The organism is Pseudomonas sp. NFR09, assembly GCF_900111535.1.
GTDB classification, from domain to species: domain Bacteria; phylum Pseudomonadota; class Gammaproteobacteria; order Pseudomonadales; family Pseudomonadaceae; genus Aquipseudomonas; species Aquipseudomonas extremorientalis.
This window is the reverse complement of sequence record NZ_FOIH01000001.1, coordinates 123444-138275: the sequence shown is the minus strand read 5'-3', so window position 1 is coordinate 138275 and position 14832 is coordinate 123444. Positions and strand designations below refer to the sequence as shown.

General features: G+C 62.2%; 13 protein-coding genes. 7 read left to right on the top strand and 6 right to left on the bottom strand.

Translation table 11 applies throughout. From position 1 onward, the window contains the following. Positions 1-22: 22 nt before the first annotated feature. The gene (locus BMX59_RS00635) at positions 23-2413 is read right to left on the bottom strand and encodes a TonB-dependent receptor (RefSeq protein ID WP_093119298.1); all 2391 of its coding nucleotides are present in this window, start codon (positions 2411-2413) and stop codon (positions 23-25) included. A gap of 197 nt (positions 2414-2610) precedes the next feature. Here BMX59_RS00635 and BMX59_RS00630 point away from each other — a divergent pair, with 197 nt between their 5' ends. Then, complete coding sequence (locus BMX59_RS00630; RefSeq protein ID WP_058425253.1) at positions 2611-3321, top strand: response regulator; 711 nt, start codon at positions 2611-2613, stop codon at positions 3319-3321. Further along, a complete protein-coding gene (locus tag BMX59_RS00625; RefSeq protein WP_093119295.1) occupies positions 3318-4703 on the top strand; it encodes an ATP-binding protein in 1386 nt (461 codons plus the stop codon). Before BMX59_RS00630 ends, BMX59_RS00625 begins: the two co-directional genes overlap by 4 nt. A 127-nt stretch (positions 4704-4830) precedes the next feature. Here BMX59_RS00625 and BMX59_RS00620 read toward each other — a convergent pair whose 3' ends face one another. From BMX59_RS00620 to BMX59_RS00605, 4 genes are read right to left on the bottom strand one after another with little or no spacing between them, the layout of a single operon-like run. Then, positions 4831-5031, bottom strand: a complete 201-nt coding sequence (locus tag BMX59_RS00620) for an SEC-C metal-binding domain-containing protein (protein ID WP_003189235.1) — start codon at positions 5029-5031, stop codon at positions 4831-4833. Further along, positions 5028-5510 (bottom strand): LEA/WHy family protein, encoded by a 483-nt coding sequence (locus BMX59_RS00615; RefSeq protein ID WP_093119293.1) that lies wholly within the window; start codon positions 5508-5510, stop codon positions 5028-5030. Before BMX59_RS00615 ends, BMX59_RS00620 begins: the two co-directional genes overlap by 4 nt. A 19-nt stretch (positions 5511-5529) precedes the next feature. Next, a complete protein-coding gene (locus BMX59_RS00610; protein ID WP_058425250.1) occupies positions 5530-6000 on the bottom strand; it encodes a YchJ family protein in 471 nt (156 codons plus the stop codon). Positions 6001-6004: 4 nt separating this feature from the next. Then, on the bottom strand, positions 6005-6502 hold the full coding sequence (locus BMX59_RS00605; protein WP_071488834.1) for a DUF6231 family protein: 498 nt from the start codon (positions 6500-6502) through the stop codon (positions 6005-6007). 190 nt (positions 6503-6692) lie between these two features. Between BMX59_RS00605 and BMX59_RS00600 the strand changes: the two genes are divergently transcribed. Then, on the top strand, positions 6693-7388 hold the full coding sequence (locus BMX59_RS00600; protein WP_093119291.1) for a PA1041 family peptidoglycan-binding anchor lipoprotein: 696 nt from the start codon (positions 6693-6695) through the stop codon (positions 7386-7388). Positions 7389-7547: 159 nt separating this feature from the next. Further along, on the top strand, positions 7548-8306 hold the full coding sequence (locus BMX59_RS00595) for a hypothetical protein (RefSeq protein WP_093120059.1): 759 nt from the start codon (positions 7548-7550) through the stop codon (positions 8304-8306). Between the two features lie 101 nt (positions 8307-8407). Here BMX59_RS00595 and BMX59_RS00590 read toward each other — a convergent pair whose 3' ends face one another. Next, the gene (locus tag BMX59_RS00590) at positions 8408-8872 is read right to left on the bottom strand and encodes a CopD family protein (RefSeq protein WP_071488836.1); all 465 of its coding nucleotides are present in this window, start codon (positions 8870-8872) and stop codon (positions 8408-8410) included. A 99-nt stretch (positions 8873-8971) separates the two neighbouring features. On the opposite strand from BMX59_RS00590, the gene dinG reads away from it, so the two are divergent. The 3 genes from dinG (at position 8972) to BMX59_RS00575 (ending at position 14731) form a co-directional block, all read left to right on the top strand. Continuing rightward, positions 8972-11116, top strand: coding sequence for an ATP-dependent DNA helicase DinG (gene dinG, locus BMX59_RS00585; protein ID WP_071488837.1), 2145 nt, complete (start codon positions 8972-8974; stop codon positions 11114-11116). A gap of 89 nt (positions 11117-11205) precedes the next feature. After that, positions 11206-13503, top strand: coding sequence for a beta-galactosidase (locus BMX59_RS00580; RefSeq protein ID WP_093119289.1), 2298 nt, complete (start codon positions 11206-11208; stop codon positions 13501-13503). Between the two features lie 82 nt (positions 13504-13585). Continuing rightward, a complete protein-coding gene (locus BMX59_RS00575) occupies positions 13586-14731 on the top strand; it encodes a serine hydrolase domain-containing protein (RefSeq protein ID WP_093120056.1) in 1146 nt (381 codons plus the stop codon). The last annotated feature ends 101 nt before the right edge of the window (positions 14732-14832 follow it).

Sequence of the window (14832 nt, the reverse complement as noted above, 5' to 3'; positions counted from 1 at the left end):
CCGGGATCTCGACCAGCACGGTTCAGAACTCATAGTCGACGCTGGCAGTGAGGGTGCGCCCGGCGCCCGGAATGCCGTAGAGCTGGAAGCCATCGAGGGACGCGCCGACCTGGCTGTAATAGAACGTGTTGAACACGTTGTTGAGGTTGAGGTTGACCGTGGTGTCCTTGTTCACCTTGTATTGCGCGGCCAGGTTGCTCAGCCAGTAGCCGGGGGCTTTTTCGTGGTCGCGGGTGTAGATCGCGTAGACCCCGGACGGGCCGTCGGCGTAGCTGCTGTTGTTGTTCAACCCCCCGACGTATTTGTTGTCGGTGTAGCGGCGCCGGCCCACGTATTGCTCGCCGTAGCTGAGGCTCAGAGCGTCGGTGACGGCGTAGGTGGTCCACAGGTTGGCGGTCAGGTCCGGGACGTTCTTGGCTTCGGCGCCTTTGTTGATGCCTTTGGTCTGGGTGCTCTTGAGGGCCGAGAAACCGCTATAGGCGGTCCAGCGTGGGGTGATATTACCTTGCAGGCCCAGCTCGATGCCGTCGACGCGCTTGGCGGGCAGGGCGCGTACCGGGGCGGATTCGCCGTCCTGGTATTCCCAGGCGTTGTCCAGTTCGGTGCGGAAGATCGCCGCCGTGACGTTGAGCATGTCATGGGCGATGTCCCACTTGGTGCCCAGTTCATAGGTCTTGGATTTGGCCGGGCTGTAACGACGGGTGCTGGCCGCGCCGTAGATCTGGTTGTTGGTGGACGCGCCCAGCGCCGAGGGCTGCGCCGCCTCGCTGTAGGACACATAGATGCTGCCATTGGGCAACGGTTTGAACACGGCGCCAACCCGACCGCTGACGGCACCGTCGGTACTGCTGATCGTCGCCTGGCCGCGCTGGCGGGTTTCGGCGCGCCAGTTGTCGTAGCGCAACGAGCCGAGTACTTGCCACTGCTCGTTGAGGGTGAGGGTGTCGCCCAGGTAGAGACCGGCGTTGTCGATCACCGAGCGCGGGTCGCCTTCGCCTTTGGTCACGTAGGTGCTGGCGAAGCTGTGGCTGGGGTCGTGCATATCAAACAGCATGTTGCCGGCCGGCACTTCGGCGTTGCGTTTCAGGCCGCCGTAGGTCTCGTGATAGAACTCCAGGCCGCTGACCACCGCGTGCTGCAGGCTGCCGGTGGTGAGGTTGAAATTGAAGTCGGTCTGGTTGTCCAGGATGGTGTAGCGCTTGGACAAACCAAAGTCGCTGCCGCGCAGGATGCTGTAGGCGGTGTTGCTGTTGTTTACGTAGTCGGTGTAGGCATTCACCGTGCTGCCCGGCACTTGGCTGATCGGGCCTACGCCGGTGTAGCCCAAAGTCGCACAGCGGGTGCCGGTGCAGGTCTTCTGGCCGCTGGCGTTGGCGGCGAAGAAGCGCGCCGGCGAGAGCACGGCGAAGTTGTCGCTGCGTTCCCAGCGCGTCTGGTTGCGCAGGTTGGCGTCGTTCCAGGCGAAGTCATGCTCGAAGCGCGCCGTGAGCGAGGTGGTTTTGTTCTCTTGGGTGTAGAGGTGGGAGTCGCCGTACCAGTTGGAGCGTTTCACGCCCGGCATGCGGTCGCCGTTGGTGCCGCGCTGGATCGGCACACCGCCGTCCGGGGTGTTGGTGTCTTTCTGGTAGAAGGTGTCGATGAACAACCGCGTGTCGGTGCCCAGGCCGAAGCCGAACGAGGTGGCAATGCCCCAGCGGTCGTAGTCCACATCGTCGCGTTCGGCCACCTGGTTGTAGTGCTTCATCAGGTTGATGCGCACGGCGCTGGTGTCGTTCAGCTGTTTATTCAGGTCGGCAGTGAGGCGGCGGTAGCTGTCGGTGCCGATCCCGGCCGAGACTTTGTTGGCATCGCCCAGATGCGCTTCCTTGCTGACCAGGTTGACGCTGCCGCCCACGGCCGAGACCCCGGACTCGATGGAACCGGTGCCCTTGAACACTTCGGCCTGCTGCAGGTTGAAGGTGTCGGTGCGCGTGGACATGCCGGCATCGCGCACACCGTCGACGGTCAGGCTCTGCTCGGAAGAAAAACCGCGGATCGAAAACAGATCGCCCCAGCCCAGGTTGCCCTCGCCGGACATAAAGGTAATGCCCGGGACATTGCGCAACACTTCCTGCAAGGTCTGCGCGTTCTGCTCCTTGAGCACCTGTTGCGGCACGATGGTCACGCTTTGCGGTGCGTCCAGCAGCGGCTGGCTGATCTTGGCCGAGGTGACGCGGTCCACCTTGAAGGTGGAAGTGGCTTCGCCGTCGATCTTGATTTCCGGCAGGCTCAACACCGAATCGCTGGACGTGGCGGTTGGGGCGTCAGCCAGGGCCACCGGTGCGACGCTGCCGGCAGCCAGCAAACCGAACATCGGTGCCAGGGTGTGCCGCGTGTGGCGGTGAGGCGTGGGCAATGATAGGGGCAATGACATGGTAGCGTCCGAGTCTAAATTACAATTACTCTCATTTAGGTTCGGTAGTCTAAAGAGCGATTCCTCCTGCCATACCCCAGGTTTGTATCGCTGATGCGTGATTAGGGTTTCCCACAACATTCCATTACATTTGCCTGCGCTGCCGGCTGAATTTTCGGCTATTTGCTGCGTTTCATCGTTTTTCGGATTGACTGCCCATGGCCAAGCAAGACCACCTGCTGATCGTTGACGACGACCCGCAAATCCGCCAACTGCTCTGCGACTACCTGAGCGACGCCGGCTTCCAGGTGTCCACCGCCGCCGACGGCAAGGAAATGCGCCGCCGCCTGGCGCTGAATGTGATCGACTTGATCGTGCTCGACCTGATGCTGCCCGGCGAAGACGGCCTGAGCCTTTGCCGCGAACTGCGGGTTAACTCCAACACGCCGGTGGTGATGCTCACCGCCAAGGGCTCGTTGATCGATCGTATCGTCGGCCTGGAAATCGGCGCCGACGATTACTTGCCCAAACCCTTCGACCCACGTGAGTTGCTGGTGCGGATAAAAGTGGTGCTGCGCCGGGTACAGAGCTTTCCCGACCGCGCCCGCCTGGATGAAGCGCCGAGCATTCGTTTCGCAGGCTGGCAACTCGACACGCGGGCGCGGCAATTGCTGTCGCCGCAGGGCGTGGTGGTCAGCCTGGGCAACTCGGATTACCGCGTGTTGCGCCTGCTGTTGCAGCACCCCAATCGCCCGTTGAACCGCGACTTTCTGCTCAACCATGTGTTCGACAAGGACAGCACGCCGTTCGACCGCTCCATCGATGTGTGCGTCAGCCGCCTGCGCTCGCAATTGCCGGCAGGGTTGATCAAGACCGTGCGCAACGAGGGCTACATGCTCACCGCCGATGACGTGGTGTTGGAGTCGTGAGACTGCTGCCGCGTTCGCTGTTCGGCCGGCTGGTGCTGATTCTCGTCAGCGGCATGCTCGCCGCGCAGGCCCTGACCAGCAGCATCTGGTACGACCGACGCCATGGGCAGGTGCTGGAAATCCCGGCGCGGTTGATCGCCACGCGCCTGGCGGACGTGGTGCGCCTGGTGCACAGCGATCCACAGCAAGCGGATGTGCTGATCAAGCTGCTCGACACGCCAAACTTCCGCCTGAGCCTCAGCGACCAGGCCAGCAACACCCCGAGCACCCTGCATGACAGTGACCGGCCCACCGAGCGATTGATCAAGAAGGTGCTGTCGGAAAAAACCGGTTACGCCCAAACCCTGATCCTGTTGCGCCTGTCTCTGATCGATGGCGACGGGCAGACCGCCGGCCTGTCGACCTTGCTCGGTTCCCAACCGGTGGTGGGACAATTTTTGATCGACCTGCGCCTGCCCGACGGGCGCTGGTTGCAGGTGGATGCCAGTGAAGAGCAGGGCTGGACCAGTACCTCGCCGCTGGACCTGCTGTTCGATTACGTGATGCGCATCTACCTGCTGCGGGTGCTGGTGTTGGTGGTGATCGCGCTGGTCGCGGTACGCCTGGCGATTCGCCCGCTCAACACCCTGACCAAGGCCGCCGAGGCGTTGGGCCGGGATATCCAGCGCCCGCCGCTGTCGGTGGACGGTCCCACTGAAGTTCGCCGCGCCGCCCAGGCATTTAATGCGATGCAACAGCGGCTGATCGCCAACATCGCCGAGCGCACGCGTTTCCTTGCGGCGATTTCCCACGATTTGCGTTCACCGATCACACGACTGCGCCTGCGCACCGAGATGCTTGAGGACAATCGCACCAAGGAGCGTTTTCGCAGCGATCTGGAAGAAATGGAGCACATGGTGTCCAGCACGCTGGATTTTGTCAGCAGCGGCGAAATCAACGAGACGCGGCAGAACATCGATATCAACGCCTTGCTGCAAAGCCTGCAGGCGGACTTGCAGGACGTTGGCGAGCAGGTGGTGATCGAAGGCCGGGCGAAGCAGCCATTGCCGGGGTATGCCCGCAGCCTTAAACGTTGCGTGCAGAACCTGCTGGAGAACGCTGTGCGTTATGGCCGTGATGTGGTGGTGCGGGTCGAGGACCAGGCGGACAGCTTGAAGATCGTCATCAATGACCGTGGCCCCGGGATTCCCCGGGAACAGTTGGAGCAGGTGATGGAGCCGTTCTATCGCGTGGAAGGTTCACGCAATGCCGAGACCGGCGGGTATGGCCTGGGATTGAGCATTGCCCACACCATCGCCAAGGCGCATGACGGGCGTTTGGCGTTGCGCAACCGGGACGGCGGAGGGCTTGAGGTGGAACTGGTGTTTCAACGCAAATCCTGAATGTGGAACGCAACTGAATGTGGAAGGGGGCTTGCCCCCGATTGCTGGCTGTCAGGCACTGAATAGGAGACTGGTATACCGCTATCGGGGGCAAGCCCCCTCCCACATTTAAATCTTCAGCGTGGCTTTACGCCCCGTGGCACTTCTTGAATTTCTTCTCGCTGCCGCACGGGCAAGGATCGTTGCGGCCCACGTCCTTCAGGGCATTGCGCACCGGCTCCTGGTGAGCGTGGCCGCAGTTCGGGCCGTGGACATGGCCGTGGTCGTGATCATGGTGATCGTGATCATGGTTGCAGTCAGGACCATGGACATGGGGTTGCTGAGTCATCGATGTCGCTCCGGAATAAAATCGCCGGGGATTATCTCGCCATTGTGATTCACCTGCACGTCATAACCGATGAATAATCCGGTTTTCAGCTCGCCTTCGAGGCGATAGGGCACGGGGCGGTCGGGTTTTTTCAGCATCTGCACCACATCGCGGATCTGCGGCCAGAGGTTGGTGCGCACCGACACCTTGAAAAAGGCATGGCCGCGCGGCGGCACGGTAAGCCATTGGTTGGACTCGCCTTCGGTCAGCACAAAGTCATCCAGCGTCACTTTGTAGATCAGGCCACGCACGGTCAGGTCGGCGTCGTCGCGATTGTCCACGCGAAAGTACAGCTTGAATTTCTGCTCCAGCAGCTTGGCTCGCACCACTTCGACCTTCACCAGGGAGATGTGGGGCGGCGGCGCGTCGTCCTCGAACCACGACGCGCAGCCGGTCAGGCCAAGGGTTAACGCCAGCATCAAGCTGTAGATCCGGAGCATGGCGTGAGTCCTGTGGTGGCTATAGATAGCTGGAACAACACTTCTTGAATTTTTGCCCGCTGCCGCACAGGCAGGCATCGTTACGTCCGGTCTTCACTTCCACGGTCGGGTCGATGAAGTACCAGCGCCCGTCATTCTGTACGAAAGAAGACTGCTCGCGGTGACTATGTTCGCCGGTGCTGTCATGCCAGCGCGCGGTGAAGGTCACGAACGCGTGTTCCGGCTGGCCGCCGAATACCTCGGAGCTTTCCACTTCAAGGCCGAGCCAGGTGCTCTGGGCGCTCCACGCGGCGATGGCGGCACGGTCCAGGCCGGGCTGTTGCGCGGGCAGCGTGGTGGCAACCAGATAGTCCACCAAGCCCAGTACGTAGGCGCTGTAGCGCGAGCGCATCAACGCGGTCGCGCAGGGCGCGGGGTGCCCGGCGTGATAATGGCCGCAGCAGGCATCCAGCAGGTTGCCACTGCCGCAGGGGCAAATGGATGTACTCATCGGGTTACCACCAATACTTTCCGAAGTTTTCCGGGTTGGCCCAGAAGCGGGCATTGAGCCAGTCCGGTACCTGTTTATAGTCAAGCAGATCATAGGTAAACAGCGTCAGAACCTGTTCGTCACGCTGGAAACGCTCGCCGGCCTGCAGGGCCAGGGAGAAGAAGTCGGTGTCCTTCCAGTCGCAGGCCCCCAGGTCAACCAGCACCGCAATGCGGCTGGCGTTGAGGTTGCGGATACCGCCCAGCAGGGTCAGGCCTTGCGGTTTTGACAGGTGCTCCAGGCAATCCACCACCAGCGCCAGGTCAAAACGCTGCGCGGCCAGCTCCGCCGGCAGGGGGCCGGGTGGGGCAACAGCAACCTGGGTGCCGGGGTGTGCTGCTTGAAAAGCCTCCAGCGCCGGGAACTGGCTGGCGCCCAACAGCAACAGGCGTTTGGGCTGGTGCAGGTCGAGCAAGGCGGCCAGGGCCTGCTGGGGTGTACGGTCAGAAATACCGGCGGTCATCAGAGATCCTCACATCAGGACCGTAGAGACTAGCGCGGCTGAGCGTGCGGGCCTAGAGCGGGCGGTGGCGAAAACTCCTACGAGGGCGACGATCCTCAATGAATACGGGGGCGCGGCGTAGTGGCGCAGATGAAAAGAGCCGTCTTTACTCCACTCATCGGCCCCCGCCGATCCCCTCAGGAGAAATCAGATGAGCATCATGCGGACAGCTCTACCCTTGGTTCTGCTAACCGGAGTATTGACAGGTTGCGCAGGTTTGCAAAAAACCGACTGGCCCACCTGCGCCGCCGTTGGCGGTGTGACCGGTGCGGCGATCGGTGCCACTGAAAGCTCGGCCTATGCAGGCTATGGCGCGTTGTTGATCGGCGGTATGGCCGGCGCCTATTGCTGGGTGCATGGCGACGGTGACGAAGATGGCGATGGCGTGCCGGACAGCCGCGACAAGTGCCCGGGCACGCCAAAAGGTGTGCCGGTGGATGCCAATGGTTGCCCGCCCGTACCGCCACCGGTCGTGGTTGAGGAAGTGGTCGTGGTCAAGGAGGAAACCATCGTGATCCGTGACGTGCACTTCCAGTTCGACTCGGCGAAGTTGACGGCGGCGGATACCGCCAAGCTCGACACCGTCGCCACCCGCCTGAAACAGGAAGCCCCAGGCGCCCAGTTGCGGGTCAGTGGCCACACCGACAGCGTCGGCAAAGAGGCCTACAATCAGAAACTCTCGGAAAAACGCGCGCATTCGGTGGTCGAGTACCTGATCAAGTCCGGCGTGCCGCGCAGCAGTTTTGTATCGGTGACCGGTGCAGGCGAGAGCCATCCGGTAGCCGACAACAAAACCGCTGAAGGCCGTGCCTTGAACCGTCGTACGGAAATCCAGATCAACCGCTGACGGCCCTGCCCCTGTGGGATACACAGGGGCATTGCTGCCAATCCTCCCCCTTTATCAACTTTTTTGATCCTTCACTGGCAAAGCGCCTGCGGAAGTCGTTACTGTGCGTCCAAAGAAAAACTAGAAATATTTTTTGAAAAAAATCAGGGGAGCTCCATGATGCGTAAGGTTTTTCTGTTGGCCCTGTTGGTCAGCCCCGTTGCCCTGGCCCAGAGCGTCAGTGTTGAACCCAACTCGTTGATGCGCCTGCCCAACAGCACCAGCGTGTTGCAATTGGAGCGCCTGGAGGTGGCGGACTACGGCACCTTGCTGATTCCCGCCAACATCAGCCAGGTCTCCGTGGATGAGCTGCACCTGGGCCGCGACGCCCGTATCGCCATTGTGCCCGGCAACACCGCTCTGCAATTGCAGGTGCGCCATGCGCAATTGGACCACGGTAGCCAGATCACCTCCCGCGGCGCTCCCGGCACCCACGAAAAACCGGCCAAGTCCGGGCGTGACCTGACCTTGCGTATCAACTCCCTGGCGGCAGAAGAACTCTCGGTGGACGCCCGTGGCGGTGCCGGCGCCCAGGGTTATGCCGGGCTGGATGGCGCCAACGGCGAAGACCCAGGGTGCACCTGGGGCTCGGCCGGTCGCGGTGCCAACGGGGATAACGGCGGTGATGGCTTGCCTGGCGCGTCGGGCGCGCAGGTGCGGGTCGAGTTGCCGCAGGAATTTCCGGCTGACCATATAAAGGTCTGGGTCGATGGCGGTCCTGGTGGATTGGCCGGCACGGCGGGCAAGCCGGGCAAGGGCGGCCAGTCCAAAGGCTGCCTGGTGTACCGCGCCGATGGCGGCGAGAAAGGCCGTCCAGGCTTGGAAGGGCAGCCGGGGCCGGCCGGGCCTGCGGGGACTGTGACCATCCAGCGGCTTTGAATTGCCTGCTCTGACGCCATCGGGGCAAGCCCCCTCCCACAATTGGACTGCATTCCAACTGTGGGAGGGGGCTTGCCCCCGATAGCGGACTAAAGCCTGCCTCAGAACATCGGCCGAGCCGAAGCAATCGCCACCACCACCAACCCCACAATCAGGTTAATGCCCACCAATCGGCGAATCTGCCCCAGCACCGCCGCACCCGCCGGCCAATCCTCAGCCGCCACTGCCTTGCGCAACTCCGGGAACTTCAGCGCCTGGATGCGGATAAACAGCGCCGTCATCACCAGATACAAACCCATCATCACCTGCACATAACGCGGTGCCGTCTCAAACCCGTTGAAGCGCAAGTGCAGCAGGCCAATGCCGCTGATCGGCAAAACCGCCACGGCGATCCACACCCATACGAAAAAACGTTGAAACACATTTGCCCATAATTTGAGCCGGGCAGGGCCTTCAAGTGCCGCCACAGCGGCGGGGCGCAGGATCATCCAGGCGAAAAACATACCGCCGACCCATACCAGGGCGGCCAATACATGCAGGGTGTAAGCGAGGCTAAACGCGGTCATTGTGGTACTCCGTTCTGCGCGGGATTCATTAGCGGGGTATGATAGCCGCCGATCCGAACCACTGAAAATTTATCCAGCGTTTTTTGCGCCCGACTATCCATGATCAGCACTGAACTCAAAACCACGATCCAGGGTGCCTATTCGCGTTTTCTCGAAGCCAAGAGCTTGAAACCGCGCTACGGCCAACGCCTGATGATCGCCGAAGTGGCCAAGGTCCTCGGGGATATCGACACCGACGACGAAGGCCGCCGCGAGGGTGAGCCCGCGGTCGTGGCCGTCGAGGCCGGCACCGGTACCGGCAAGACCGTGGCCTACAGCCTGGCCGCGATCCCGACCGCCAAGGCCGCCGGCAAGCGCCTGGTGATCGCCACCGCCACCGTCGCCCTGCAGGAGCAGATCGTCTACAAGGACCTGCCCGACCTGATGCGCAACAGTGGCCTGAGCTTCACCTTCGCCCTGGCCAAAGGCCGTGGCCGCTACATGTGCCTGTCCAAGCTCGACGTGCTGTTGCAGGAAGGTCACGCGCAAACCGCCACCGCCCAGCTGTTCGAAGAAGAAGGCTTCAAGATCGAAGTCGATGAGGCCAGCCAGAAGCTGTTTACCAGCATGATCGAGAAACTGGCCGGCAATAAATGGGACGGTGACCGCGACAGCTGGCCCACCGCCCTGGAGGATTCCGACTGGGCGCGCCTGACCACCGACCACAGCCAGTGTACCAACCGCCATTGCCCCAACTTCGGCCAGTGCGCCTTCTACAAGGCTCGCGAAGGCATGGGCAAGGTCGATGTGATCGTCACCAACCATGACATGGTGCTGGCCGACCTGGCCCTGGGCGGCGGTGCGGTGTTGCCGGACCCGCGCGACACCCTCTATGTGTTTGACGAAGGCCACCACCTGCCCGACAAGGCCATCGGCCATTTCGCCCATTACACGCGCCTGCGCTCCACCGCCGACTGGCTCGAAACCACCGCGAAGAACCTCACCAAACTGCTGGCCCAGCACCCGCTTCCGGGCGACCTGGGCAAGCTGATCGAACAGGTGCCGGAGCTGGCGCGCGAGATCAAGACCCAGCAGCAATTCATGTTCAGTGCCTGCGAACAGGTCGCCGACTTCAAACCGGGTGAAGACGTCGAGGGCCGTGAGCGGCCACGTCACCGTTTCGTCGGTGGGCTGATCCCCGAGCACATGCGAGAGATGGGCATCGAGCTGAAGAAAGGCTTTTCACGCCTGACCGACCTGTTCACCCGTCTCACTGACTTGCTTAAAGAAGGCATGGATGGCGAGGTCAATATCGGCATTGCCAGCAACCAGGCCGAAGAATGGTACCCGTTGTTCGGCAGCCTGCTGTCCCGTTCCCAGGGCAACTGGGAGCTGTGGACCGCCTTCACCGTCGAAGACCCGGAAGACAACCCGCCCATGGCGCGCTGGCTGACCTTGTCGGAAAGCGGTGCGCTGTTCGATATCGAGGTCAACGCCAGCCCGATCCTGGCCGCCGAAATGCTGCGCCGCAACCTGTGGAACGTGGCCTACGGTTGCCTGGTGACTTCCGCGACGCTGACCGCCCTAGGCACCTTCGACCGCTTCCGGATGCGCGCCGGCCTGCCGAAAAAAGCCGTCACCGCCGTGGTGCCGAGCCCGTTCCATCACGCCGATGCGGGCGTGCTGCGGGTGCCGGACCTCAAGGCCGACCCACGGGACGCAGCGGCCCACACCGCCGCGATCATCCGCGACCTGCCGGAGCTGGTCGAAGGTTCGCGCGGAACGCTGGTGCTGTTCTCGTCACGCAAACAGATGCAGGACGTGTTCGACGGCCTCGACCGTGATTGGCGCAAGCAAGTGTTTATCCAGGGCAACCTGTCCAAGCAGGAGACCCTGAACAAACACAAGGCGCGTGTAGACGGCGGCGACTCCAGCGTGCTGTTCGGCCTGGCCAGCTTCGCCGAAGGGGTGGACTTGCCGGGTGCCTATTGCGAACACGTGGTGATTGCCAAGATCCCGTTCTCGGTGCCGGACGATCCGGTCGAGGCGGCTTTGGCCGAGTGGATCGAGGCGCGGGGCGGTAATCCGTTCATGGAGATCTCGGTGCCGGATGCTTCCTTGAAGCTGGTCCAGGCCTGCGGTCGCTTGCTGCGTACCGAAGAGGACCGGGGCACCATCACCTTGCTTGATCGGCGTCTGGTCACCCAGCGCTATGGCAAGGCTATCCTGAATGCCTTGCCGCCTTTCAGGCGCGAAATTTCTTAAGCCACAGTGGGCGGTTTCGCCCACTTCGTGGTCTATCTCACTGTATTTCATCAGGCCATTCATCGGCCGTCTGGGAGAACCTTGTTCGTATGATTCGCACGCTGCCCGCTCTTTTTGCCTTGCTGCTCGCCGCGCCCTTGATGGCTGCGCCTGCGGGGCAACAGACTTTGTTCAACTTCGTCCGGCCTGCCGATGTGGTCAAGGTGGCGACCCAGGACGCCAGCCTGCCGCAATACAACGCCGAACAAACCCCCGAAGGCGAAGTGCTGCGCCGCATCACGTTCAACCCGGCCGCCGAACCGAGCCTGGTGCTGAGCCCGCAGACCGGCGCCTGGGACTGGTCCCGGTCGGGTGCCATGAGCCTGCGCATCCAGAGTGCGATGGACTGGGCGTTGACCCTCTACGTCAAGGTGCAGAGCGCGGATGGCAAGACCCTGGTCAGCCGCATCGACCTGCCCGCCGGCCCGGCTCAGACCTTGCTGGTTCCGCTGCAGGCCAATTCGCCGCTGAGCCAGGGCATGAAGGCCGGCCCACCGATGCCGATCACCGTGGACGGCCAGCGTGTGTTGCTGGCCAGTAGCGCTGGCGAGATCGACCGCAGCCAGGTGGTTTCGGTGACGCTGTCGATGCTCAAACCCAACGCCGCCCAGAGCATCCTGCTGGAGCGCTTCGGCTTGCAGGACAGCGAGCCGGTGCTGAAGGCGGCCTACAGCGAGCTGGTGGATGCCTATGGTCAATCCACCCGTGCGCGGTGGCCGGAAAAAGTCAGCAGCGACGAACAACTCAAAGCCGCTGCCGCCAAGGAGCAACAGCAGCTCCAGGGTTGGCTGGCCACGCGGGATAAATCCGCGCTGGACCAATACGGTGGCTGGAACAAAGGCCCGGCATTCGACGCCAGCGGGTTTTTCCGTACCGAGAAGCGCGACGGGCGCTGGTACCTGGTGACACCGCAAGGGCATCCGTTCTACTCCCTGGGCGTCAATACCGTGGCCCCGGACAACAGCCAGACCTATGTGGCCGGCCGTGAATGGATGTTCGCCGCGCTGCCCAAGGGCGGCGAACCCTTCGACAAGTATTACGGCAGCGGCGACAACCGCACCGGCAATGGCGCGGGGGAAGGCCGTGGCTTCGGTGCCGGGCGTTGGTATGACTTTTACGGCGCCAACTTGCAGCGTACCTATGGCGGTGACGGCTTCGACCAGAAACGTTGGGTCACTCACACCCTCGACCGCTTGCAGGCCTGGGGTTTCAACACCGTCGGCAACTGGAGCGACGAGAGCCTGGCCACCGCCGGCCGGGTTCCCTACACCTTGCCGCTGTCGATCGTCGGCGATTACGCCAGCATCAGCACCGGCACCGACTGGTGGGGCGGCATGCCCGACCCGTTCGACCCGCGTTTCGCCATGGCCACCGAGCGCGCCGTGGCGATTGCCGCCCGTGACCACCGCGATGACCCGTGGTTGATCGGCTTTTTTGCCGACAACGAGTTGGCCTGGGCCGGCCCTGGCGATGATCCGAAATCCCGCTACGCCTTGGCGTACGGCACGTTGCGCATGACCACCGACGTACCGGCCAAGCGCGCGTTCCTCAAGCAACTGCGCGACAAGTACCGCAACGAAGAAGGTTTGTCGAAAGCCTGGGGTATCGAATTGAAGGGCTGGGAGCTGATGGAGGACCCGGGTTTCGAACCGCCGATGCCGAATCCCGAGCACCCGGAAATCGAGGCGGACTTCAAATACTTCCAGAAGACCTTCGCCGATGCCTACTTCAAGACCATTTCCGACTCGCTGAAATGGCACGCGCCCCATCAACTGCTGCTGGGTGGCCGTTATGCGGTCAGCACGCCGGAAGCCGTGGCCTCCTGCGCGCAGTACTGCGATGTGTTGAGTTTCAACATGTACACCCTCAAGCCTCAGGACGGCTACGACTTCGCCGCGTTGCGGGCGTTGGACAAGCCGGTGCTGATCACCGAATTCAATTTCGGCTCGGCCGACCGTGGGCCGTTCTGGGGCGGCGTGACACAGTTGGCCAGGGAAGAAGATCGTGGCGCGGCGTATGGCAACTTCCTCAAGCAGGCCATGGCCGAGCCGTCGATTGTCGGCGTGCATTGGTTCCAGTACCTGGACCAGCCGGTGACCGGGCGTCTGCTGGACGGTGAAAACGGTCACTTTGGCCTGGTCGGTATCACCGACGTACCGTTCCAGGGTTTTGTGGAGAGTGTGCGCAAAAGCAACCTGGCGGCGGTCGACCAACTGGGCAAGGAAGCGCAAAAGGCCAAGGCGGCAGGCGCCACGCGTGAAAGCGAAGGTGGCAGGGCCGGGCATGAAGGCAAAGGCCCGGGGCAGGGCGCCGGGCATGCAGGCGGTCACTCCGGGAACGGTCATTGATTGAACGCTGACGGGTTCACAAAACCCACCAGGGCTGGAACAATGTCGGCCACTTTTTTCGATGTTTTCCGAGGGCGCTCAGGTGCAGATCCAGGGTCATTACGAACTCCAGTTCGAAGCGGTACGTGAAGCGTTCGCCGCGTTGTTCGATGACCCGCAGGAGCGTGGTGCCGGGCTCTGCATCCAGATCGGCGGCGAAACGGTCGTCGACCTGTGGGCCGGCACCGCCGACAAGGACGGCGCCGAGGCCTGGCACAGCGACACCATCGTCAACCTGTTCTCCTGTACCAAGACCTTTACCGCCGTCACGGCCCTGCAATTGGTGGCCGAAGGCAAGTTGCAACTGGATGCGCCGGTCGCCAACGTCTGGCCGGAGTTTGCCGCGGCCGGGAAAGAAACCATCACCCTGCGCCAGTTGTTGTGCCATCAGGCCGGGTTGCCGGCGATCCGCGAGATGCTCCCCACCGAAGCCCTGTACGACTGGCAACTGATGGTCGACACCCTGGCGGCCGAAGCCCCGTGGTGGACACCGGGCCAGGGCCATGGCTACGAGGCGATCACCTACGGCTGGCTGGTCGGTGAGCTACTGCGGCGTGCCGATGGGCGCGGGCCGGGAGAGTCCATCGTGGCGCGGGTCGCACGGCCATTGGGCTTGGACTTCCATGTGGGCCTGGCGGACGAAGAATTTTATCGCGTGGCCCATATAGCGCGCAGCAAAGGCAATATGGGCGATGAAGCCGCGCAACGTCTACTGCAAGTAATGATGCGCGAACCGACGGCGATGACCACGCGTGCATTTGCCAATCCACCGTCTATTCTGACCAGCACTAATAAACCCGAATGGCGCCGTATGCAGCAGCCGGCGGCAAATGGTCACGGCAATGCGCGCAGCCTGGCGCGTTTTTATAGTGGACTGTTGGACGGTAGTTTGCTGGAGGCCGACATGCTCGAACAATTGACTCGCGAGCACAGCATCGGTCCGGATAAAACATTATTGACACAAACCCGTTTCGGCCTGGGCTGCATGTTGGATCAGCCGCAGTTGGCCAATGCCACCTTCGGCCTTGGCCCACGTGCATTCGGGCATCCGGGCGCTGGTGGTTCGGTGGGGTTTGCCGATCCTGAACATGATGTTGCGTTCGGTTTCGTGACTAATACACTCGGACCTTATGTACTTATGGACCCGCGGGCACAGAAGTTGGTCAGAATATTGGCCGGTTGTCTGTAAACCCCTTGCTGTTTCACGTTTTTTTGTTACAAAGGCAACTATAAGAAGACGCTGTAGGAAAAGTTGTAACTTTATTCTTCTGCAAGCGTCTGTTTAACGGA

What these genes read in the sequence shown, in the direction of transcription:
- BMX59_RS00635 (WP_093119298.1), bottom strand. Translation starts at nt 2,413, where the DNA reads ATGTCATTGCCCCTATCATTGCCCACGCCTCACCGCCACACGCGGCAC.
- BMX59_RS00630 (WP_058425253.1), top strand. Translation starts at nt 2,611, where the DNA reads ATGGCCAAGCAAGACCACCTGCTGATCGTTGACGACGACCCGCAAATC.
- BMX59_RS00620 (WP_003189235.1), bottom strand. Translation starts at nt 5,031, where the DNA reads ATGACTCAGCAACCCCATGTCCATGGTCCTGACTGCAACCATGATCAC.
- BMX59_RS00615 (WP_093119293.1), bottom strand. Translation starts at nt 5,510, where the DNA reads ATGCTCCGGATCTACAGCTTGATGCTGGCGTTAACCCTTGGCCTGACC.
- BMX59_RS00610 (WP_058425250.1), bottom strand. Translation starts at nt 6,000, where the DNA reads ATGAGTACATCCATTTGCCCCTGCGGCAGTGGCAACCTGCTGGATGCC.
- BMX59_RS00605 (WP_071488834.1), bottom strand. Translation starts at nt 6,502, where the DNA reads ATGACCGCCGGTATTTCTGACCGTACACCCCAGCAGGCCCTGGCCGCC.
- BMX59_RS00600 (WP_093119291.1), top strand. Translation starts at nt 6,693, where the DNA reads ATGAGCATCATGCGGACAGCTCTACCCTTGGTTCTGCTAACCGGAGTA.
- BMX59_RS00595 (WP_093120059.1), top strand. Translation starts at nt 7,548, where the DNA reads ATGCGTAAGGTTTTTCTGTTGGCCCTGTTGGTCAGCCCCGTTGCCCTG.
- BMX59_RS00590 (WP_071488836.1), bottom strand. Translation starts at nt 8,872, where the DNA reads ATGACCGCGTTTAGCCTCGCTTACACCCTGCATGTATTGGCCGCCCTG.
- dinG (WP_071488837.1), top strand. Translation starts at nt 8,972, where the DNA reads ATGATCAGCACTGAACTCAAAACCACGATCCAGGGTGCCTATTCGCGT.
- BMX59_RS00580 (WP_093119289.1), top strand. Translation starts at nt 11,206, where the DNA reads ATGATTCGCACGCTGCCCGCTCTTTTTGCCTTGCTGCTCGCCGCGCCC.